Annotated in this window: 18 protein-coding genes and 1 other RNA gene; 4 read left to right on the top strand and 15 right to left on the bottom strand. The window is 65.6% G+C overall.

Going from position 1 to position 19426, the window contains the following annotated elements:
* Position 1 precedes the first annotated feature (1 nt).
* From mraY to EV665_RS01740, 13 genes are all read right to left on the bottom strand, one after another.
* A complete protein-coding gene (mraY, locus tag EV665_RS01800) occupies positions 2 to 1102 on the bottom strand; it encodes a phospho-N-acetylmuramoyl-pentapeptide-transferase (RefSeq protein WP_064330567.1) in 1101 nt (366 codons plus the stop codon).
* 116 nt (positions 1103 to 1218) lie between these two features.
* Positions 1219 to 2652 (bottom strand): UDP-N-acetylmuramoylalanyl-D-glutamyl-2,6-diaminopimelate--D-alanyl-D-alanine ligase, encoded by a 1434-nt coding sequence (locus EV665_RS01795; protein ID WP_133032864.1) that lies wholly within the window; start codon positions 2650 to 2652, stop codon positions 1219 to 1221.
* The gene (locus EV665_RS01790) at positions 2649 to 4100 is read right to left on the bottom strand and encodes a UDP-N-acetylmuramoyl-L-alanyl-D-glutamate--2,6-diaminopimelate ligase (RefSeq protein WP_064330569.1); all 1452 of its coding nucleotides are present in this window, start codon (positions 4098 to 4100) and stop codon (positions 2649 to 2651) included. Before EV665_RS01790 ends, EV665_RS01795 begins: the two co-directional genes overlap by 4 nt.
* A 64-nt stretch (positions 4101 to 4164) precedes the next feature.
* Positions 4165 to 5913: a peptidoglycan D,D-transpeptidase FtsI family protein gene (locus tag EV665_RS01785; protein WP_064330570.1), complete on the bottom strand. Its 1749-nt coding sequence runs from the start codon at positions 5911 to 5913 to the stop codon at positions 4165 to 4167.
* The gene (ftsL, locus tag EV665_RS01780; RefSeq protein ID WP_064330571.1) at positions 5913 to 6302 is read right to left on the bottom strand and encodes a cell division protein FtsL; all 390 of its coding nucleotides are present in this window, start codon (positions 6300 to 6302) and stop codon (positions 5913 to 5915) included. The genes EV665_RS01785 and ftsL overlap by 1 nt, the downstream gene beginning before the upstream one ends.
* Positions 6303 to 6305: 3 nt before the next feature.
* Entirely contained in the window at positions 6306 to 7331 is a 1026-nt protein-coding gene (rsmH, locus tag EV665_RS01775; protein ID WP_133032863.1) for a 16S rRNA (cytosine(1402)-N(4))-methyltransferase RsmH, read from the bottom strand.
* 14 nt (positions 7332 to 7345) lie between these two features.
* Positions 7346 to 7786, bottom strand: a complete 441-nt coding sequence (gene mraZ / locus EV665_RS01770) for a division/cell wall cluster transcriptional repressor MraZ (protein WP_064330573.1) — start codon at positions 7784 to 7786, stop codon at positions 7346 to 7348.
* A 648-nt stretch (positions 7787 to 8434) separates the two neighbouring features.
* Positions 8435 to 9076 carry a CatB-related O-acetyltransferase gene (locus EV665_RS01765; RefSeq protein ID WP_162852943.1) on the bottom strand — a complete coding sequence of 214 codons (642 nt, stop codon included), beginning with the start codon at positions 9074 to 9076 and terminating at the stop codon, positions 8435 to 8437.
* A 332-nt stretch (positions 9077 to 9408) separates the two neighbouring features.
* An RNA gene (rnpB, locus tag EV665_RS01760) (RNase P RNA component class A) lies at positions 9409 to 9804 on the bottom strand.
* Positions 9805 to 9845: 41 nt separating this feature from the next.
* Entirely contained in the window at positions 9846 to 11027 is a 1182-nt protein-coding gene (locus tag EV665_RS01755; protein WP_133032861.1) for an NAD(P)/FAD-dependent oxidoreductase, read from the bottom strand.
* A gap of 73 nt (positions 11028 to 11100) precedes the next feature.
* Positions 11101 to 11763, bottom strand: a complete 663-nt coding sequence (locus EV665_RS01750) for a lytic transglycosylase domain-containing protein (RefSeq protein WP_245337285.1) — start codon at positions 11761 to 11763, stop codon at positions 11101 to 11103.
* 225 nt (positions 11764 to 11988) lie between these two features.
* Positions 11989 to 12753 (bottom strand): N-acetylmuramoyl-L-alanine amidase, encoded by a 765-nt coding sequence (locus EV665_RS01745; protein ID WP_064330576.1) that lies wholly within the window; start codon positions 12751 to 12753, stop codon positions 11989 to 11991.
* Positions 12750 to 13490 carry a J domain-containing protein gene (locus EV665_RS01740; protein ID WP_133032860.1) on the bottom strand — a complete coding sequence of 247 codons (741 nt, stop codon included), beginning with the start codon at positions 13488 to 13490 and terminating at the stop codon, positions 12750 to 12752. Before EV665_RS01740 ends, EV665_RS01745 begins: the two co-directional genes overlap by 4 nt.
* Before the next feature lie 238 nt (positions 13491 to 13728).
* Between EV665_RS01740 and EV665_RS01735 the strand changes: the two genes are divergently transcribed.
* The 3 genes from EV665_RS01735 (at position 13729) to EV665_RS01725 (ending at position 16802) form a co-directional block, all read left to right on the top strand.
* A complete protein-coding gene (locus EV665_RS01735; RefSeq protein ID WP_133032859.1) occupies positions 13729 to 14943 on the top strand; it encodes a pyrophosphate--fructose-6-phosphate 1-phosphotransferase in 1215 nt (404 codons plus the stop codon).
* 167 nt (positions 14944 to 15110) lie between these two features.
* Positions 15111 to 15740 (top strand): LysE family translocator, encoded by a 630-nt coding sequence (locus tag EV665_RS01730; RefSeq protein WP_133032858.1) that lies wholly within the window; start codon positions 15111 to 15113, stop codon positions 15738 to 15740.
* A 132-nt stretch (positions 15741 to 15872) separates the two neighbouring features.
* Positions 15873 to 16802, top strand: coding sequence for a lytic transglycosylase domain-containing protein (locus EV665_RS01725; protein ID WP_064330580.1), 930 nt, complete (start codon positions 15873 to 15875; stop codon positions 16800 to 16802).
* 153 nt (positions 16803 to 16955) lie between these two features.
* Here the strand turns inward: EV665_RS01725 and EV665_RS01720 are convergent, their stop codons facing one another.
* On the bottom strand, positions 16956 to 17543 hold the full coding sequence (locus EV665_RS01720; RefSeq protein WP_133032857.1) for a GNAT family N-acetyltransferase: 588 nt from the start codon (positions 17541 to 17543) through the stop codon (positions 16956 to 16958).
* An 82-nt stretch (positions 17544 to 17625) separates the two neighbouring features.
* Here EV665_RS01720 and EV665_RS01715 point away from each other — a divergent pair, with 82 nt between their 5' ends.
* On the top strand, positions 17626 to 18027 hold the full coding sequence (locus EV665_RS01715) for a ketosteroid isomerase-related protein (protein WP_133032856.1): 402 nt from the start codon (positions 17626 to 17628) through the stop codon (positions 18025 to 18027).
* Here the strand turns inward: EV665_RS01715 and EV665_RS01710 are convergent.
* Entirely contained in the window at positions 18012 to 19418 is a 1407-nt protein-coding gene (locus EV665_RS01710) for a serine hydrolase domain-containing protein (protein ID WP_133032855.1), read from the bottom strand. The two genes, EV665_RS01715 and EV665_RS01710, sit on opposite strands and share 16 nt — an antisense overlap.
* Between the last annotated feature and the right edge of the window lie 8 nt (positions 19419 to 19426).

The following is a 19426-nucleotide window of genomic DNA, read 5'->3' as shown; positions in this document are numbered from 1 at the left end:
TTCACCGCAGCTTGAGCGTGGAGAGGCCGACCAGCGCCAGCACGACGGCGATGATCCAGAAGCGCACGACGACCTGGCTTTCCGTCCAGCCCTTCTTCTCGAAATGGTGGTGGATCGGCGCCATCAGGAAGACGCGCCTGCCCGTGAGCTTGAAGGAGGCGACCTGGATGATGACCGACAGCGTCTCCATGACGAAGAGGCCGCCGATGATCGCCATGACGATCTCGTGCTTGGTGGCGACGGCGACCGTGCCGATGAGGCCACCGAGCGCCAGCGAACCGGTGTCGCCCATGAAGATGGCGGCCGGCGGGGCGTTGAACCACAGGAAGCCGAGGCCGGCGCCGATGACCGCACCGAGCACGACGGCAAGCTCGCCCGTGCCGGGCACGAAATGGATCTGCAGGTAGTTCGCGAAGACCGCGTTGCCGGCAAGATAGGCGATGACGCCGAAGGAGGCGGCCGAGATCATCACGGGAACCGTGGCAAGGCCGTCGAGCCCGTCCGTCAGGTTCACCGCATTGCCGGCCGCCACGATGACGAAGCCGCCGAACAGCACGAAGAAGAGGCCGAGATTGATCAGGAAATCCTTGGCGAAGGGAAAGGCGATGGAGGAGCCGAAGGTCGAGCCGGCCGCCCCCGCGGACAACGAGGCGCGCATCATGAAATAGGTCGCAGCCCCCGCGATGATGAATTCGAGGCCGAGGCGCGCCTTGCCGGAAAAGCCCTTCTCCGTCTGCTTGGTGACCTTGAGATAGTCGTCGTAGAAGCCGATCGCGCCGAAGCCGAGCGTCACGAGCAGGGTCGCGACCACATAGACGTTGGAAAGATCGGCCCAGAGCAGCGCGCTGCCGACGATGCCGGCGAGGATCATCAGGCCGCCCATGGTGGGCGTGCCGGCCTTCTTGAAGTGCGTCTGCGGCCCGTCGGCACGGATCGGCTGGCCCTTGCCCTGGCGGATGCGCAGCGAGGAGATGATCATCGGTCCGAAGAGGAAGACGATGGTGGCCGAGGTGAACAGCGCAGCGCCCGTCCGGAAGGTAATGTAGCGGAACAGGTTGAACACCTGCACGGTGTCAGCCAGCTCGACGAGCCAAAGCAGCATTGTCACCCTTTCCCCAAAAGGTTCCCCGCATCATCCGCGGCGTGACCGACCGCGGACGGAGATGTCGATTCCATAAAAAAGAAGGCCCGGCGGGCATCTGCCCGGCCGAACCTCCCTCAAAGCTCGCGTTCCCTCTCCGGGAACGTCGGATATTTGTCAAGCAGGGCCGCCACGATACGGCTGAATCCCGTGCCCTTCGACGATTTCACGACCAGAACGTCGCCCGGCTGCACCGCATCGAGCGCATGGGCGGCAAGCGCGTCCGCCGTGTCGCGGTATTCAGTCGCCACGCCCTCCGGCAGCACATCCCGCAGCGCCGCCATGTCCGGTCCGCCGAGCCAGACGTCGCCGATACCCGCCTCCAGAAGCGGTTCGGCAAGGCCGGCATGGACGAGAAGCGAATGCTCGCCCATTTCCAGCATGTCGCCGAGCACGGCGATGCGCCGGCCCCGGCCATGCGGCTCGGCGTCGCGCAACAGCGCGATCGTCGCGCGCATCGAGGCCGGGTTGGCATTGTAGCTCTCGTCGATCAGCGTGAACCAGCCGCCGTCCTTGGCGAGCCGGTAGCGGCGTCCCCGCCCCTTCTCCGCCTGCATGGTGGCAAGCCCCGCCATCGCCTTCTCGATATCGCCGCCGGCAAGATGCACCGCGCCGAGCACGGCGACGGCGTTTTCGGCGATGTGCCGCCCGGGCGCACCCATCGGCACTTCCAGCGTCTGTCCGCCGACCGCGGCGCGCAAAAGCCCGCCCTCGGCACTCGGGATGAAATCGAGCAGGCGGAACTCCGCCGTCGGATCGGCACCGAAACTGTGGACATGCGAGACGCCGGCCGCCTGCGCCGCCTTTTCGAGGAAGGCGAACTGCTCGTTGTCGCGGTTGAGAAGGGCGTGCCCCCCCGGCACGACACCCTCGAAAATCTCCGCCTTGGCGGCGGCGATCTCCTCCAGATCACGGAAATTGCCGAGATGGGCCGGCGCGATCGTCGTGATCATCGCCACATGCGGGCGCACCATGGCGACCAGCGGGCGGATCTCGCCGGGATGGTTCATGCCGATCTCGAAGACGCCGTAGTCGGTGGTCTCCGGCATGCGGGCGAGCGTCAGTGGCACGCCCCAATGGTTGTTGAAGGAGGCGACGGAGGCGTGCACGCTGCCGGAAGGCGAAAGCGCCTGGCGCAGCATCTCCTTGGTCGTCGTCTTGCCGACGGAGCCGGTGACGGCGACGATGCGGGCCGCCGTGCGGTCGCGCGCCGCGCAGCCGAGGTCGACGAGCGCCTGGAGCACGTCCGGCACCACGATCATCGGCGTGACGAGCCGGCCGAGCGCCGGCAGCTTGCCTTCGCTGACAACGAGCAGCGCCGCGCCGTTGGCGACCGCGAAGCTTGCGAAATCATGGCCGTCGACGCGATCGCCCTTGATGGCGAAGAAGGCTTCGCCGGGCGCGATGTTGCGGCTGTCGATGGAAATGCCGGTGACGCCCTGCGGCAGGTTGCCGATGGGGCGGCCGTGCAGGGCGGCGACGAGATCAGGCGTGGTCCAGAGCCATTTCAACGGTCGAGTTCCTCCAGGGCCTTCAGCAATTCCGCGTGGTCGGAGAACGGCAGCGTCACGGTGCCGACGGTCTGCCCCTCCTCATGCCCCTTTCCGGCGACGATCAGCGTGTCGCCGGACTGCAGCATGCGGACGGCGCTGCGGATCGCCTCGGCGCGATCGCCGATCTCGGTCGCGCCCCTGGCCGCCGCCATGATCTCGGAGCGGATGACTTCAGGCACCTCGGAGCGCGGATTGTCGTCGGTGACGACCACCACGTCGGCAAGGCGCGTGGCGATCTCGCCCATGATCGGCCGCTTGCCCTTGTCGCGGTCCCCGCCGCAGCCGAAGACCACGATGACACGGCCCGTCGTGAAGGGGCGCACGGAGGTCAGCACGTTTTCCAGCGCATCCGGCTTGTGGGCATAGTCGACATAGGCGAGCGCGCCGTTCCTGGCGTGGCCCACCAGTTCGAGCCGGCCGGAGGCGCCGATCAGCTTTTCGAGGGCGGCCATGGCGACGGCGGCGGGGACGCCGGTCGACATGGCAAGGCCTGCCGCGACGAGCGCGTTCGCCACCTGGAAATCGCCGGCGAGCGGGATATGCACTTCATAGATGGCATCGCCGACATGCACCTCGGCCGTCTGCTTGTGGCGGAAATGCTCGACACGCTTCAGCGTCAGGTATTCGCCCTTGCGGCCGACCGTGCGCACGTCGAGCCCGGCCTTCCGCGCCGCCTCGATCGCAACGCCCGACCATTCGTCATCGGCATAGATGACGGCGGGCGCGCCCTTGGCGAGCAGCGTATCGAACAGCCGCATCTTCGAGGCCATGTAGTGCTCGACCGTCGGATGGTAGTCCATGTGGTCGCGGCCGAGATTGGTGAAGGCGGCGGCGGAGAGCTTCACGCCGTCGAGACGCGCCTGGTCGAGGCCGTGGCTGGACGCCTCCATCGCGGCATGGGTGACGCCGGCATCGGCAAGCTCGGCGAGCAGTTCGTGCAGCGACACCGGATCGGGCGTCGTCAGCGAGCCGTAGTCGTTGCGGCCGGGCGCGACGACGCCGGTCGTGCCGATCATCGCGGCGGCGTGGCCGGCATGGGCCCAGATCTGGCGGGTGAAGGAGGCGACGGAGGTCTTTCCGGCCGTGCCGGTCACGGCGACCATGGTTTCCGGCTGACGGCCGTAGAAGCGGGCGGCGGCAAGCGCCAGGAACCGGCGCGGCTCGGCGACGGGGATGACCGGGACGGAGGCTTCGGCCTTGCTGCCGGCGGCAACGGCAACCGCGGCGGCGCCGCGCGAGACGGCATCGGCGATGAAGGCGCTGCCATCGGCCCTGGTGCCTGAGAGTGCAACGAAGAGATCGCCCGGCTTCACCTTCCGGCTGTCGCTGGCAATGCCGCCGATGTCTATCGCGGCTGCGGCGGAAAGGTCTTCGGTTTCGGGTCCGGCGAGGTCACTGATCTTCATTGTCCGCTCTGCTGCTTTCCAGTGGAAGCCGTTTCCATTCGAATCGGCCTCCCGTCTTCTCCATTCAATAAGACACAAGCAAGGCAGACCCGTCCTCACCAAATTTCGGCTTTACACCGAGAAGGGCGGCCGAGCGGCGGATGATCTCGCCGACCATCGGCGCGGCGTTGAGGCCGGCGGTGCGCCCCCCGCCCTCACCCGTCTGCGGCGCGTCGATGAAGGTGAGGACCACATATTTCGGGTCGTCGATCGGGAAGGCGGAGAGGAAGGCGTTGAAGTTCTGGGTGTTGGAATAACGGCCGCCGACGACCTTGTTGGCCGTGCCCGTCTTGCCGCCGACATTGAAGCCCGGAACGAGCGCGCGGCGGCCGGAACCGTCGTTCGCGTTGAGCTTGAAGAGGTAGCGCATCTTGTCGCCGGTCTCCGGCTTGACGACGACCTTGGCCACCTCGTTCGCCTCCTCCACCGTGCGCGGCAGGAAGGTCGGGTTGATCAGGAGGCCGCCGTTCATCAGCGCCGCCGCGGCCACCGCCGTCTGCAGCGGCGTCGTCGAGACGCCGTGGCCGAAGGAGATGGTGATCGAGTTGATCTTCTTCCATTCACGCGGCTGCGTCGGGGTCTTCACCTCCGGCAGCTCGGTTTCGAGCCGGGTCAGAAGGCCGAGCCGCGTCAGGAACTCCTTGTGGCCGGCGATTCCGACGACGTCGGCCATCTTGGCCGTGCCGATGTTGGAGGAATACTGGAAGATCTCCGGCACGGTCAGCACGCGGTGCTTGCCGTGGAAGTCCTTGATGGTGAAGCCGCCGATGCGGATCGGCGCGCGGGCGTCGAAGCTGTCGGTGATCTTCACCTTGCCCGAATCGAGCGCCATCGCCGTCGTGAAGCTCTTGAAGGTGGAGCCCATCTCGAACGTGCCGTTCGACATGCGGTTCATCCAGCCTTCCTTGGCGCCTTCGGCCGGGTTGTTGGGATCGTAGTCCGGCACCGAGGCCATGGCGAGGATCTCGCCCGTATGCACGTCCATCACGACGGCGCCGGCGGCGATCGCCTTGTATTTCTCCATGCCCGTCGCCACGACGTCGCGCACGATGGCCTGGACGCGCAGGTCGATGGACAGGCGCACCGGCTCCAGCTTGGCATCGCTCGTCATGCCGATCGCGGCAAGGTCGGCGAGACCCTGGTTGTCGATGTAGCGCTCCATGCCGGCAATGCCGCGGTTGTCGATGTTGACATGGCCGACGATATGCGAGGCGGTGACGCCGCCCGGATAGAAGCGGCGCTTTTCCGGCCGGAAGCCGACGCCGGGAATGCCGAGCGCCAGGATGCGGCTCTGCTGCTTGGGCGTCAGCTGGCGCTTCAGCCACTGGAAGCGGGATTTCGAGGTGAGCTTGCGGTAGATGCCGCGCCGGTCGAGGTCGGGCATGACGGTGGCGAGCATTTCCACCGCCTCGTCCGCATCGACGATCTTGTGCGGCTCGGCATAGAGCGAGACGGTGCGGATGTCGGTGGCGAGGATCTCGCCGTTGCGGTCGACGATGTCGGGACGCGAGGCCATCAGGTGGTCGGCGGGGCCGATCGAGGACACGGTTTCGGGCGAGGCCATGCCATATTGCACGAGGCGGCCGCCGATGACGGCATAGACCATGCCGAAGCAGCAGATGATGACGGCGACGCGGCTGCGGGCCTGCGAGCCGGAGCGCTTGCGCGTGCCCTCGAAGGCATGGCCGCCATGGCTGCCGGCCCGGTTGTTGTTGCCGCCGGCGCTGAAATGCGCCTTGCTCTTGAGGTCCATGATGCGGGAGAGAAACGACATCAGTTTGCCACCGATCCGGTTTGGATTGCGTCCGTGCCTTTGGCTTTCTTCTGGCTCTTGGCGACCTTCTCGTCCTTCTCCGGCGCCAGCGCCGGCAGTTCGGCCGTCGGCATGGGCAGTTCGTTCGGCTGGGCGAGCTGGATCGATTCGGTCGGAACGAGCTTCAGGTCGGCCTCGAAGGTCTTCACCAGGCGGTTCAGGCGGTTCGGCTGGGTGAGCAGCGCCCAGTCGGCCTTGAGGAGGTCGATCGTGTCCTCCTCCAGCTTGATCTCGGCGTCGAGCTTGCGCACCTCTTCCAGCTTGTTCTCGGCCTGGTGCTTGATCGAATAGGTGACGGTGGCTGCTGCGGTCATGACGGCGATCATCACGACATCAAGGGTACGGAACATCACTCAGCTTCCCATCTTCGCAAGGTCGGCAAGGTTCGGCAGGTTGAAAATGGACAGATCATCCGTCCCGGCGGGGGCGCTCGTGCGCTCGCCCGCCCGCAGCTTCGCGGATCGGGCGCGCGGATTGACCGCGCTCTCCTCGTCGCTGGCCGCCACCATAGGGCGCCCGACTGGTGCGAAGGTTGCGGCCTTGTCGTGGACTTCCGGCAGATGCCGCGAGCCCGCCGCCTTTCCGGCGCGGTCCTGGAAGAATTTCTTGACGATCCGGTCCTCCAGCGAATGGAAGGAGACGACGACCAGCCGCCCGCCCGGCTTCAATACGCGCTCGGCGGCGAACAGGGCTTCGGCAAGTTCGCCGAGCTCGTCGTTGACGAAGACGCGCAGCGCCTGGAAGACGCGCGTCGCCGGGTGGATCTTGTCCTTGGCCTTGCGCGGCGTCGTCAGCTCGATGAGGTTGGCGAGCTGGCGCGTCGTGGTGAAGGGTTCCTTCTCGCGCGCCTTCTCGATGGCGCGGGCGATGCGCCCGGCCTGCTTCTCCTCGCCGAGGAAGCCGAAGATGCGGATGAGATCGGAGACCTTTGCGCGGTTCACCACATCGGCAGCCGAGACGCCGGTGGCAGACATGCGCATGTCGAGCGGCCCGTTCTTCTGGAACGAGAAGCCGCGGTCGGCCTCGTCGATCTGCATGGAGGAGACGCCGATATCGAGCACGACGCCGTCGAGCCCGCCCGCGGGCGCATGCTCGGCAAGCTCGGAAAAGCGCGAATGGATGAGGGTCAGCCGGCCGCCGGACGCTTCGGCCAGCGCCTTGCCGCCCGCAATGGCGTTGGGATCGCGGTCGAGCGCGATGACATTTGCCCCCTCGGCGAGGATGGCGGACGTATAGCCGCCTGCCCCGAACGTGCCGTCGAGGATGACCTGGCCGGGTTTCGGCGAAAGCGCCGCGAGGACCTCGGAGAGAAGAACCGGAATGTGACGGACCGGTCCGCCATCGGCATCAGAAAAACCTCCGCCAAGATCCGCCGCCATTCCGATTCTCCGTCTTACCCCAAGCCCAGACCTCGCGTCCTGAACTCTTCCCGGGCAGCCGCCTGCGTGGCTAGGAATGTCTGCGGTGCCCAGAGCTGAAAATGATCCGCCCGACCGACAAAGGTCACCTCCGTGGTGATGCCCGTATAGTCGCGGATGAAATCCGTGACCGGCAGGCGCCCCTCCGAATCGAGCTTCATGAAGACCCCGCCCCCGTGGACCAGGAGCGACATCCGGTTGGCTTGCGGCGAAAGAACGTCCTCGCTGGCGATCTGGCGCTCGAAACGATCGAGCAGATCCAGCCCGCCGACGCTGATCGCCGGAAACAAGAAATCCTGGAAGCAGTACAGCTCCCGGATGTCGCGCTGCGACAGGACGGAGCGAAAGGCCGACGGAACGGAAACCCGCCCCTTGGCATCGATCCTGTTTGTCGCATTCGACAGGAACCGGTTCATGACGCGATACAGCCGCTTCCAGAGCCATGGCGCTGTGCATCCGCCCCGGCTCACCCAACACAACACCGCACACGCAAGCCAGCCCTGATACGTCGCCTACGCGCCGTACCATCCCCAGCCGGTCAGCCTCAAAGCTTTGCGATGATCGGACGCTCATGCGTCCTTGTGCAGTGTGAGTTTGGGATACCATGGGACCATATGGGCGTCAATGGGAAGTGACCTCGTTCCCGGTGATGAGACCGTCAAATGCGAACAGTTGCGTCGCGCAAATCCACATCCTCTCGGCAGCCTGAATTGCGGGCGAAAACAGTTTGTTAACCCTACATTCCGAGGGTTAACACGAGGTTAAAAACGACGCCCGAGGAACAAAACAGGAAACCCGCAGCCTGCGCCTACATCCGCCTGAGTTCACAGCAGCAATTGTAGGGAGAGGGACAGCGAAAGGGATGGAATTGGCGCAGGCATCGGCCCGGAAACACGAATTGTTATAGGGAGACACATTCCGTGATATCGGCGTGAGCGGTTCCGGAAGAAGCCGGGCACAGGTTCGGTGAGAGCACGAGGGCCGGCGCGAACGGCGCTTCCCATAGGCCGGCAAGCCCCCCGGATCGCGCCAATCCGACCGCACGCCCAAAATCCGTGCCCGAACTAAAGAGGATGAACCACGAAATCGTTGGGGAAGGTCAGAATCCTGGGCTGATACGGCTGGATGGAGCCGTCCGCTCGCTTCGCGTCAAGGATGTCAAGGAACTCTTCCACCTTCGTGAAAGGCAGTCCTTGGAACGACGTGAAGGAGTAGTCGTGCCATCGGCTGGCGAGAAGGCGTGCGATGATCTTTTCCGCAAAGCGCATCTTCACCACGCGCCCCGGATTGCCGACAACCACCGCATAGGACGGCACGTCCTTGGTCACGACCGCATCCGTGCCGATGATGGCGCCATCGCCGATGTGAACTCCGCCGCGGATATAGGCGCGGTCGCCGATCCAGACATCGTTGCCGATCGTGATGTCCCTGTATCGCGGATGCGAGACGTCCTGGTCGACCGGGTCGAAACCGCCGTTCTGCTCGGCAAAGCCGCTGCCCAGGAAGGACCGGGCGTAAAAGGCGCTTGATGTGCTGATCCAGTCCGTCGGGTGCTCCCCCGCACCGAAGGCGACATTCGTCGCGATCGAGCAGTACCGACCGACGCGGCTGACGCGCGTGAGCATGGACCAGGAATAGGAGAACGCGCCGAACGTCAGCGGGTTGTCCACGGAGACACCGCCGAAAAGCCCGCAGGGTGCTTCCATCCTGATCCCGTCTTGCGCCCTGAAGAGCCCGCCTATCTGGACGCTGACATGCTGCTCCTTCAACCGCTGCGCAAGTTCCGGAGAGATCGAAAGGACATGCATGTTTGTTTCCCTATGGTCGGCCAGAAGGTGTTTTTCCTCGAAGAGGACTCACCTGACAAGGCCCTTCCGGGACAAACTGACACTCATCCCCTTCGAGGGGCCCTGGCCACCCGTATTCGGGAGGAGAACCGGCAGGCACCCGCATCTGCCCGGAGTGCGCGGTCGCAGGCGCAACCCTTCGGATTTCAGCGCATTGGCGCGTCGTGAAGAACCGTCCTGCGGAGGAGGTTTTTGCCAGTTGGCCTGTAAGCCGGGTTCTGTATGGCTCCGGCTTTCGCCGGAACGTGGCAGCCATTCATCTGGGACCGGACTTGCGCCCGGCCTCTTGCAACCCACCCGGATGACCGGCCCGGAAACGGGCTGAAGCGCTTGCGCGCTTCGCGTCATCCCTATTCGGTTTTGCTCCCGGTGGGGTTTACCGTGCCGTCCATGTCGCCATGGCCGCGGTGGGCTCTTACCCCACCCTTTCACCCTTACCTTCCGGAGAAGGCGGTTTGCTTTCTGTGGCACTTTCCCTGGGGTCGCCCCCGCCGGACGTTATCCGGCACCGTGTTTCCGTGGAGCCCGGACTTTCCTCACCCTGCGGCCTTTCGACCCTTGCAAGGCGCGGCTGCCCGGCCAACTGGCAGGCGCTGACTAACCGATACCGAGAGGAAAGACCAGTGTCTTATCGGAAATGAACCGCGAAATCCGTCGTGTAGTCCGGTTCGTCCATCTTTCCGCGAATCACCAGGTCCGCGCCGATGCGGCCGATCTCGTCGGAACTCTTCGCCGCCGCCCCGTTGCCGCCGGTCAGGAGCGCGACACGATCACCCTCCACGAAGCCGGCATAGGGATAGCCGTGCACCGTATAGGTCGTGACGCAGGGTGCGGAGACAAGACGCACCGGATCGAGATCGGGAATGGACCGCGCAAGCAGGCGCTTCAGATGCACGATCGCCTCCGGCCGCCCCTCGCCGCGGAACCAGTCGCGAATCGCCTGCTCCTCCTCGATCGCGACCTCCGTCGGATCGCCACCGATCTTGAGATAGGAATGGCCGTCCGGATAGACGATCGGCGGCAGGAAGTAGAAATGGTCGGCCGGATCGGCGCTCTCGTCGATCCAGGACGGCATGGCGCGATAGGCCTCGGCCTGTTCGGGCGACAATTGCGCCAGCACGACGGTGCGTGCCTTGACGACAAGGGCCGGCACCCTCGGCAACAGCCCGGGCGCACGGGAGAAACCGCCGGTCGCCACCAGCACGCGCCCGCCGGTGACCGCACCGCCCGATTTCAACGCCACCGCGGCACGGCCGCCGGCATCCGTCACCGAAAGGGCATCGTCGAGGATGGAAACGCCGCCGGCCTTTTCCATGCAGGCGACCTGTGCAGCGACGAGCTTGCGCGGATCGATATAGCCGGCACCCTTCACCTCGAAGACGCCGGCCGAGCTCTCCGGCAGGTCGAACCAGGGAAACCGCGCCCGCAGCGCCGCCCGGTCGAGCAGCGGCGCCTCCAGCGCATAGCGCTTCGCCACGGCCTCGACGGCAGTGAGGAAATCGCCGCCGGCAGGACCGCTGATCAGGCAGCCCGTCTCGCCGTAGAAGTCTATGCCGCTCTCGGCCTCGATGGTGCGGTAGCGGGCGATCGACCGCTTGGCGAGCAGGGCCCAGTCCGGGTCCTGGTCGATCGTGCGGGTGATGCGGCCGCTGTCATAGTGGCTGGCGAAGACGCCGTCGTGCTTCTGCCAGTCGGCCGGTTCCCCCCGCCCGACGAGCGCCACGGAGGCGCCCGTTGCGGCAAGGTGGCGTGCGGCCGCCGCCCCCATCATGCCCCTGCCCACGACGACGAAATCGAAATGCCGATCCATGCCCTACCCTCGCTTTTCACCGATGGCATAGCATGACCGCGGGCCGATTCCAGCCCGCGAAACGTCGCGCCGGTCAGTCGATGATGCTCTGCACCTTGCCGCAATAGCGCTTGGAGACCGGGTTCATGCGCTTGGCGCCATGGCCGGCATTGTAGCGCAGGATCGTGCCGCAGGTCGTGCCGCCGCTGAGATCGTGCGCCATGGCGAGATACTTCATGCCGAACTTGATGTTGGTCTCGGGATCGTAGAGGCCCTTGGCGCCGCCGCGATACCCCATCATGCGGGCCGTGGCCGGCTTGATCTGCATGAGGCCGATCTCGCCGGCGCTGCCGCGGGCCTTCGGATTGAAGTTGCTCTCGACGCGCACCACCGCATGGGCGAGGTCGACGGGCACGCCATAGGCCTTGGCATAGGTCTGGATCAGGCCGGAATAGCCGGCCGTCTTGCGCTCCGCCGACAGCGGATTCTCCGCCTTGGGGTAGCCGGTCGTGCTCTTGTAGGTCTTCAGTTTGCCGACGACCACGCCGTCCTTGTCGATGACGGTCGTGCGCTTGTTGCTGCGCTTGCTGGAAACCTTGCGCGGCTTCTGCTTGCCGGCGGCCTCCTGTTTTTCGGAAGTCTGGAACAGATACTGTTTCTTGGCCGAGCCCCGGGAAGGTTCGGCATAGGCCGTGGCGGCGGAAAAAACGGACACACAAAAGCAGGCCGCACTGAAGGCGGCAAGAAGTCTTCTCATCTAGTCATCGTCTCCAAAAGGCGCAAAGGCAGAGCCTTGGCCCGCGGCATCTCAAGCCGCGCAGCCCGCGCAAACGTCTCGATCCTCGTTGATTGCGGTCAGGCCCTGACCGCATGCTGCGCTGCGATGAACGCAAGCGGAAAGAACATGCCCAATCGGGTCAGGATGTGGCGAAACGGTAAACTTCTGTTACAGACCGTAATATTCGAATATTCGGATAGGCTGTCAGGCCGCCAGTCGCGGCAGCGCGGAAAGCAGCCGGTGCAGCGTGTCGATGGTCGAGAAATCGGCGATGCCATCGACCCGCCGGGGCCGGAAATGGCGCTGGAAAGCGGCGACGGCGCCTTCCGTTTTCTCCGAATAAACCCCATCGATTTCAGTGCCATAGCCGTAGAGCGACAGCATGGTCTGCAGGGCCTCGACCGGCTGGCCGGCGTCCCCCTTCTGGAAGAACCGCCCGCCGGCGATCGGCGATGGCGCTACCCAGTGCCCGACACCCCCGGCATGGAGGCGCTCCCACGGGAATTTTTCACCCGGATCGACCTTGCGAACGGGGGCCACATCGGAGTGCGCGAGCACCCGTTCCGGGGCGATTTGCCACCTCTTGCCACAATCGCGACACAGTTCGACGACCGCCGCGACCTGCGCATCGGGGAAATCCGGCAGGCCGCCGGGATGCCCGGCATTGGCGATCTCGATGCCGATCGAGGCCGAGTTGATGTCGGTCTCGCCCTTCCAGAAGCTCTTTCCCGCATGCCAGGCGCGGTCCGCCTCGCGCACGAGCTGCTCGACGCGCCCGTCCTCGTGCACGAAGTAATGACAGGAAACCTGGCTTTCCGGCGCGCAGAGCCATTTCAGCGCGCCGTCAGCCGTTTCCATGCCGGTATAATGCAGGAGGATGATATCCGGCGTGCGCCCGCCTGCCCGCTCGCCGAAATTCGGCGACGGCGCGGCCGTCGCGCCGGCATAGTCACAGATGAATGCGCTCATGCAGCGCAGCGTTCCTTCTCGATCGCCTCATAGGCAGCGTTGAGCGCGGCCATGCGGTCGTTCGCGATCTGATGGAACTCGGCCGGCACGCCACGCGCCACCAGCCTATCAGGATGGTTCTCCGAGGCAAGCACCCGGCAACGCTTGCGGATTTCCGCAAAGTCGTCGCTCGGCTTGACGCCCAGCACCTTGTAGGGGTCCCGGCCGCTGACATGGACATGCCGCGCCGTGATCTGCTCGAAACGCTCGTCCGCCATGCCGAAGATCTCGGCGACGCGGCCGAGGAAGGCCATTTCCTTCTCGTGGATCAGGCCGTCGGCCTTGGCGATATGGAACAGGCCGTCGACGATGTCCTCGAGGATCGGGCAGTTCTTCTCGCAGGAGACGCAGAGCGCCTTCATCTTCTCCGCATAGGCCTCGTAGCCGGCGACATCCTGGCGCGCGAGGTTGTAGAGCCGGGCGACATTGGCCGCCTGGTTGTCGGGATACTTGAAGATGTCCTTGAAGGCATCGACCTCGGCGGTCGTCACGACGCCGTCCGCCTTCGCCATCTTGGCGGAAAGCGCGATCATCGCCACGGAAAAGGCGACCTGCTTGCGGGTTTCCGGATCGCCTTCGAACAGCGTGCGCACGGCCTCGACCACGCCGGACAGCACATTGCTGGCGGTATCCGAGACCATGCCGACGAGGCGATCCCACACGGCACTGATGAAGCAACTGGGCGAATTCTGGAACATAAGGTGATCTTGATCAGACAATTGCAGGGAAAGCAAGGCGGGAAATGCTTGAATGACAAAATTTTGATGGCCCTCATCAAGTGGAGGCATCGAAATTTTCCGGCCAAAACATTTTCCCCGCCATGCATGAAAGACAATCCGTCATGGAGTGCGGATAAGTTCGCCGCGCCGTTCCCCTTCCGGGGATTCTGCGCTAGAGCAACTGCACATCGAGACGGGCTGACGCCGAGGAGGAAACATGGCCAAGCAGAAAGTCGCAATGCTGACCGCGGGCGGGCTCGCCCCCTGTCTGTCGTCCGCCGTCGGAGGCCTCATCGAACGCTACAGCGACATCGCGCCCGACATCGAGCTCGCCGCCTATCGTTCGGGTTATCAGGGCCTCCTGCTTGCCGACCGCATCGAAATCACGAAGGACATGCGCGAAAAGGCGCCCCTTCTCCATCGTTATGGCGGCTCGCCGATCGGCAACAGCCGCGTCAAGCTGACCAACGCCGCCGACTGCGTGAAGCGCGGCCTCGTCAAGGAAGGCGAGAACCCGCTGCGCGTGGCGGCCGAACGGCTCGCCAAGGACGGCGTGACCATCCTGCACACGATCGGCGGCGACGACACCAACACGACGGCGGCCGACCTTGCCGCCTATCTCGGCGCCAACGGCTACGACCTCACCGTCGTCGGCCTGCCGAAGACGGTCGACAACGACGTCGTGCCGATCCGCCAGTCGCTCGGCGCCTGGACGGCCGCCGAAGTCGGCGCCGGCTTCTTCGACCATGTCAGCAACGAGCAGAGCGCCGCGCCGAAAACGCTCGTCGTGCACGAGGTGATGGGCCGCCATTGCGGCTGGCTCACCGCCGCGACGGCGCGTGCCTATATCGAGAAGACCAGCGGCAACGACTATGTCGACGGCTTCATGATGAACACGCAGCTCAAGAACATCGACGGCCTCTACCTGCCGGAGCTGGACTTCAACCTGGAAGCCGAGGCCGAGCGCCTCAAGGGCATCATGGACCGCGCCGGCTTCGTCACCCTCTTCGTTTCGGAAGGCGCCTGCCTCGATGCGATCGTCGCCGAGCGGGAGGCTTCCGGCGAAACCGTCAAGCGCGACGCCTTCGGCCATGTGAAGATCGACACGATCAATGTCGGCAACTGGTTCTCCAAGCAGTTTGCCGCCCTGCTCGGCGCCGAGCGCTCCATGGTGCAGAAGTCCGGCTACTACGCCCGCTCCGCCCCCGCCAACCGCGACGACCTCCGCCTCATCCAGAGCATGACCGACCTTGCCGTCGAAAGCGCGCTCAACAAGGTCTCCGGCGTCACCGGCCATGACGAGGGGCAGGGCGGCAAGCTGCGCACCATCGAGTTTCCGCGCATCAAGGGCGGCAAGCACTTCGACACGTCGGCAAAATGGTTCGGCGAGGTGATGGACGTCATCGGCCAGAAGTGGAAGCCGGCCGCCTGACGCCTGCCGCGCAAAACGGCGCAGCGGTTTTGCGACAGCGACCGGTGCGGGACGAATCCTGGACGCGGGAGCGCATTCGAAAGATCGCGGCACGTTCCAGATCCCGCTTGACGGCGAAAATTCGTGATGGCTTGCTCCCCGGATTGCACTCGATCCGGGGAGTTTTCATGTCCTTCGAACATTGGCTTGCCTTCGCCGCCGCCTCCGCCATCATGCTGGCCATTCCGGGCCCGACCATCCTCCTCGTGATCTCCTATGCGCTCGGCCACGGGCGTCGCACGGCCGGCGCCACCGTCGCCGGCGTCGCGCTCGGCGACTTCACCGCCATGACCGCCTCCATGCTCGGCCTCGGCGCGCTGCTCGCCACCTCGGCGACGATCTTCACCGTGCTGAAATGGGTGGGTGCGGCCTATCTCGTCTGGCTCGGCATCAAGCTGTGGCGCGCGCCCGTCGCGGCCGGCGCCGAGGGTGCGGCACCGGCGGAGGAAAGGCCCGTCCGCATCTTCGCCCATGCCTATGTGGTGACCGCGCTGAACCCCAAGAGCATCGTCTTCTTCGTCGCCTTCCTGCCGCAGTTCCTCGATCTCTCGCAGCCGGTCCTGCCGCAGATGGTGATCTTCGAGATCACCTTCCTCGTGCTCGCGACGCTGAACGCCTTTTCCTATGCCCTGCTCGCCGCCGCGGCCCGCAAGACCATTCGAAAACCCTCGGTCCAGAAGGTCGTCAACCGCACCGGCGGCACGCTGCTGATCGGCGCCGGACTGCTCACCGCCGGCCTCAAACGGGCAGCCGCCTGACGCTTGGCAAGGCCTACGGGTTGCCGCTTCGCGCCCGATCGGCTATGGACGGGGAACGGCCACGGCCGATTGATTTGCAAAGAAGCGGGCGTTCCGGCGCCCGCGCACCCCGGCAAACCGAGAGCGACGACCATGGCTGATACCCCCGTTTCCCGTCCGGCACGCATTGCCACGCTTGCCTGCGCAGGCCTTCTTGCGACGCTGGCCGGCTGCGCCAGCGTTGCCGACGACGCGACCTCGGCCAGGACCGTGACGCCCGCATCGGCGGAAACCACGGATATCGCCGCCGCCGACGGCGCGACGACGGAAGTCTCCTACGCCGCCCTGCCCGACGCCAAGCCGGGCACGGAAAACACGCCGGACGCCCTGCCGACGCCGATCGCCGTCGCAGGCGACACCACGGACGCTGCCGTCCCCGTCTCGGCCCTTGCGGAAGCCAGGCCCATGACCGGCGCCGCGGCCGCCACCGCCGCACTTGCCGGCAACGACGTCGCCGGCGTCGCGACCGAAACGCAGCAGGGCTACGACACCGTCATCGGCGTTTCCGTCATGGAACCCGGCTTCGACAGCGGCGAGCCCGAAGGGCTCGAACAGCTCGTCGCCAGCCGCAAGATCGTGCCGATGGCAAAACCCGCACTGGCGGGCAATGCCGTGCTGACGACGGAGACCCGTCTTGTTGTTCCGCAGGCCGAGCAGCCGTTCACGAAGTCGGGCACGCCGATCGACGCGATCATCAGCAAATATGCCGCGCTCTACGGCATACCGGAATCGCTCCTGCACCGCGTCGTCAAGCGCGAAAGCACCTACAATCCCAAGGCCTACAACCGCGGCCATTACGGGCTGATGCAGATCAAGTACGCCACGGCCAGGAGCATGGGCTACGAAGGCCCGCCGGAAGGCCTGTTCGACGCCGAGACGAACATCAAATATGCCGGAAAATACCTGCGCGGCGCCTGGATGGTGGCCGACGACAAGAATGACGGCGCCGTGCGCCTCTATGCGGCCGGCTACTACTACCATGCCAAGCGCAAGGGCCTGCTGGACGAGACCGGCCTGAGGTAAGGATCTGCCCCTCATCCGCCTGCCGGCACCTTCTCCCCGCACGCGGGGCGAAGGGGGTTGCGGAGCGCGTTTCCTCCCCATTGTCGTCTGAATATTGACGTCCTTGCGATTTGCAGGAAGCCGGATCGGCATGGGCGGCAGCCGGTTGAGGGGCTACCGTGCCGGCTTCAGCCAGAACGTCATCGGCTTTTCCGTCTCCTCCGCCGCGCCGATATCCTGCCAGGCGAGCAGGGTGCCGAGATCCGCGCGGCGCTCATAACCGCGCTTGCCCCAGAATTCATCGAGCGGCACGTACTCCGACGGCCGCAGCGGGTGGTCCTTCGGGCGATCGACGGCGCAGAAGGCGCACCAGTCGAAACGGCCGAGGCGCCGGGCATAGGCCTCGCGCTCCTCGAAGAACCGCACGCCGAGCCCCCTGCCCCGATAGGCCGGAAGCAGCACGGATTCGCCGAAATAGAAGACTTTTGCCGGATCGATGCCGGCGGCAACGAACGGCGCCTGGAAAACCTCCGAGGCGTCCGCCATCGGCACCCCCGTCGAGGCGCCGACGATGCGCGCGCCGTCCAGCGCCAGCACGAAGAGGCTTTCGGGCGATTGCGCATAGGTCGCGAGATAGGACGCCTCGTAGTCCTCGCTGCCCTCGTAGAGATAGGGGAAGGCGCGGAAGACGTCGATGCGCAGGCGCGCGAGATCGGCGATATGCGGCGTCACGGCCGCGCCATGGACAATCTTGATCTGCATGATCCGCGAATATTCCCAACGATTTGAACAATGCTATAAGGCGGACGGGCTCCGCCCGGAAGACAACGATATGAGGGATGACATGCCAGCAAAAGAGACGATCCGCGCCTATTACGATGCTTTCAACAGGCAGGACATGGAGGCCTTCTTCGACCTCCTGCACGAGGACGTCATCCACGACATCAACCAGGGCGGCCGCCAGGTCGGCAAGGACACCTTCCGCGACTTCATGGCGCACATGAACCGCAGCTACCGCGAGACGCTGACGGACATCGTCATCATGTCGAACGACGACGGCACGCGCGGGGCGGCCGAGTTCACCGTCAACGGCCAGTACCTCGCCACCGACGAGGGCCTGCCGGAAGCCAACGGCCAGACCTATGTGCTGCCCGCCGGCGCCTTCTTCGAGATCCGCGACGGCAAGGTCGCGCGCATCTCCAACACCTACAACCTCAATGACTGGATCGCTCAGGTCGGCGCCTGACCGGCCTCCAGCTTCGCTGCGTCCAGGATGTCGAGGACGCCTTTCACCAGCGGCTGGGGCCGGTAGCCGAGTTTCGACGGCGTCAGCCCCAGCCGGATCACCGCGAGCCTCTTCGAGGGAATGACGGCGGCCGACTGGCCGTCATGGCCGAGGATCCAGAACGCCTCGTCCGGCAGGTCGTAATCCGCATCGCTCCTGTCGCCCGGCCCCTTCGCCCAGGTCTGCATGTGGGTGTAGGCGCCGCCGGATGCCTTCGTCGGCATCGCCATGGCCCCGACGAACCCGACCGGCAGCAGCCGGTCGCCCTTCCACACCCCGTCGTCGAGCAGGAAGAGCGCAAAGCGCGCCCAGTCGCGCGCGGTGGCATACATGTAGGAGGAGCCGACGAAAATGCCGGTCTCGTCCGGCTCCATCACCGCGCTCGCCATGCCGAGCGGCGCAAAGAGCGCCCGCGCCGGGAAGGACAGCGCCTGGCTGCGCCCGCCGAGCGCGCCCATCCAGATGCGCGACAGGAGCACCGCCGTGCCGCTCGAATAGGTGAAGCGCTCGCCCGGATTGGCCTCCAGCGGCAGCGACAGAACGAAGCGCGACATGTCCGGCTCCAGAAACAGCATGCGCGTGACGTCCGCCACGCTGCCGTAGCTCTCGTTGAAGGCGAGCCCGCTCTCCATGGCGAGGAGGTGGGCGAGCGTGATCTGCGACCGCGCATCGCCGCGCCATTCCGGAAAGAGATCGTCCATGCCCGGCGACAGGGCGCCGGCCTGCATCAGCCGGCCGACCAGCGCCGCATTGACCGTCTTGGTCATCGACCAGCCGAGCAGCGGCACCGTCTCGGAAAAACCGTCCCCATAGGCCTCCGCAACGATGCGCCCGTCATGCACGACGACGATCGCCCGCATCCCCGGACCGGCAAGCGCGGGATCGGCGAGAAGCGCGGCGATGCGCGCGTCCTCCGTCACCGCCTCGCCATCGGGCCAGGCGACGGCAGGATCCCCGGGCGGGACCTTCGGCAAGGCGACATCGGAGACCGCCTGCCGCGCCGCCTCGAAATCGCCGTCCGGCACGCCGGAGCAGCCGAAACCCTCATGCCAGACGGCATAACCCGGCGCGAAGAGGCCGAGAAGGCGCGTCGTCACCGTCTTGCCGGCAAGATCGACATCCTGCCGCATGAGTTTCAGGAGAGGATGGCCGGGGGCCTGCACGTCCTCGGCCAGCACCTGCTGCGGATCGCGGCCGGAGATGAAGACGCTGGAGCAGACGATCTTGGCGGCATAGCCGGAGCCGACGCTGAGCAGCGCGGGCGGCGACACGATGAGCCAGCTCGCCCCCACCAGCACGACGAGGGCAAGGACGGAAAGCGTCCAGGCGGCAAGCCTGTAGAATCGTCTCATACCGGCCT

Source organism: Shinella granuli, from assembly GCF_004341885.1.
GTDB lineage: Bacteria > Pseudomonadota > Alphaproteobacteria > Rhizobiales > Rhizobiaceae > Shinella > Shinella granuli.
Note: the sequence above shows the minus strand (reverse complement) of the source record. Positions and strands in the feature narration are given on the sequence as shown.

What these genes read in the sequence shown, in the direction of transcription:
- EV665_RS01710 (WP_133032855.1), bottom strand. Translation starts at nt 19,418, where the DNA reads ATGAGACGATTCTACAGGCTTGCCGCCTGGACGCTTTCCGTCCTTGCC.
- rsmH (WP_133032863.1), bottom strand. Translation starts at nt 7,331, where the DNA reads ATGGCGGCGGATCTTGGCGGAGGTTTTTCTGATGCCGATGGCGGACCG.
- EV665_RS01785 (WP_064330570.1), bottom strand. Translation starts at nt 5,913, where the DNA reads ATGTCGTTTCTCTCCCGCATCATGGACCTCAAGAGCAAGGCGCATTTC.
- EV665_RS01745 (WP_064330576.1), bottom strand. Translation starts at nt 12,753, where the DNA reads ATGAGCGCATTCATCTGTGACTATGCCGGCGCGACGGCCGCGCCGTCG.
- EV665_RS01720 (WP_133032857.1), bottom strand. Translation starts at nt 17,543, where the DNA reads ATGCAGATCAAGATTGTCCATGGCGCGGCCGTGACGCCGCATATCGCC.
- EV665_RS01740 (WP_133032860.1), bottom strand. Translation starts at nt 13,490, where the DNA reads ATGTTCCAGAATTCGCCCAGTTGCTTCATCAGTGCCGTGTGGGATCGC.
- mraY (WP_064330567.1), bottom strand. Translation starts at nt 1,102, where the DNA reads ATGCTGCTTTGGCTCGTCGAGCTGGCTGACACCGTGCAGGTGTTCAAC.
- ftsL (WP_064330571.1), bottom strand. Translation starts at nt 6,302, where the DNA reads ATGTTCCGTACCCTTGATGTCGTGATGATCGCCGTCATGACCGCAGCA.
- EV665_RS01765 (WP_162852943.1), bottom strand. Translation starts at nt 9,076, where the DNA reads ATGGAAGCACCCTGCGGGCTTTTCGGCGGTGTCTCCGTGGACAACCCG.
- EV665_RS01715 (WP_133032856.1), top strand. Translation starts at nt 17,626, where the DNA reads ATGCCAGCAAAAGAGACGATCCGCGCCTATTACGATGCTTTCAACAGG.
- EV665_RS01750 (WP_245337285.1), bottom strand. Translation starts at nt 11,763, where the DNA reads ATGAGAAGACTTCTTGCCGCCTTCAGTGCGGCCTGCTTTTGTGTGTCC.
- EV665_RS01735 (WP_133032859.1), top strand. Translation starts at nt 13,729, where the DNA reads ATGGCCAAGCAGAAAGTCGCAATGCTGACCGCGGGCGGGCTCGCCCCC.
- mraZ (WP_064330573.1), bottom strand. Translation starts at nt 7,786, where the DNA reads ATGAACCGGTTCCTGTCGAATGCGACAAACAGGATCGATGCCAAGGGG.
- EV665_RS01725 (WP_064330580.1), top strand. Translation starts at nt 15,873, where the DNA reads ATGGCTGATACCCCCGTTTCCCGTCCGGCACGCATTGCCACGCTTGCC.
- EV665_RS01790 (WP_064330569.1), bottom strand. Translation starts at nt 4,100, where the DNA reads ATGAAGATCAGTGACCTCGCCGGACCCGAAACCGAAGACCTTTCCGCC.
- EV665_RS01755 (WP_133032861.1), bottom strand. Translation starts at nt 11,027, where the DNA reads ATGGATCGGCATTTCGATTTCGTCGTCGTGGGCAGGGGCATGATGGGG.
- EV665_RS01730 (WP_133032858.1), top strand. Translation starts at nt 15,111, where the DNA reads ATGTCCTTCGAACATTGGCTTGCCTTCGCCGCCGCCTCCGCCATCATG.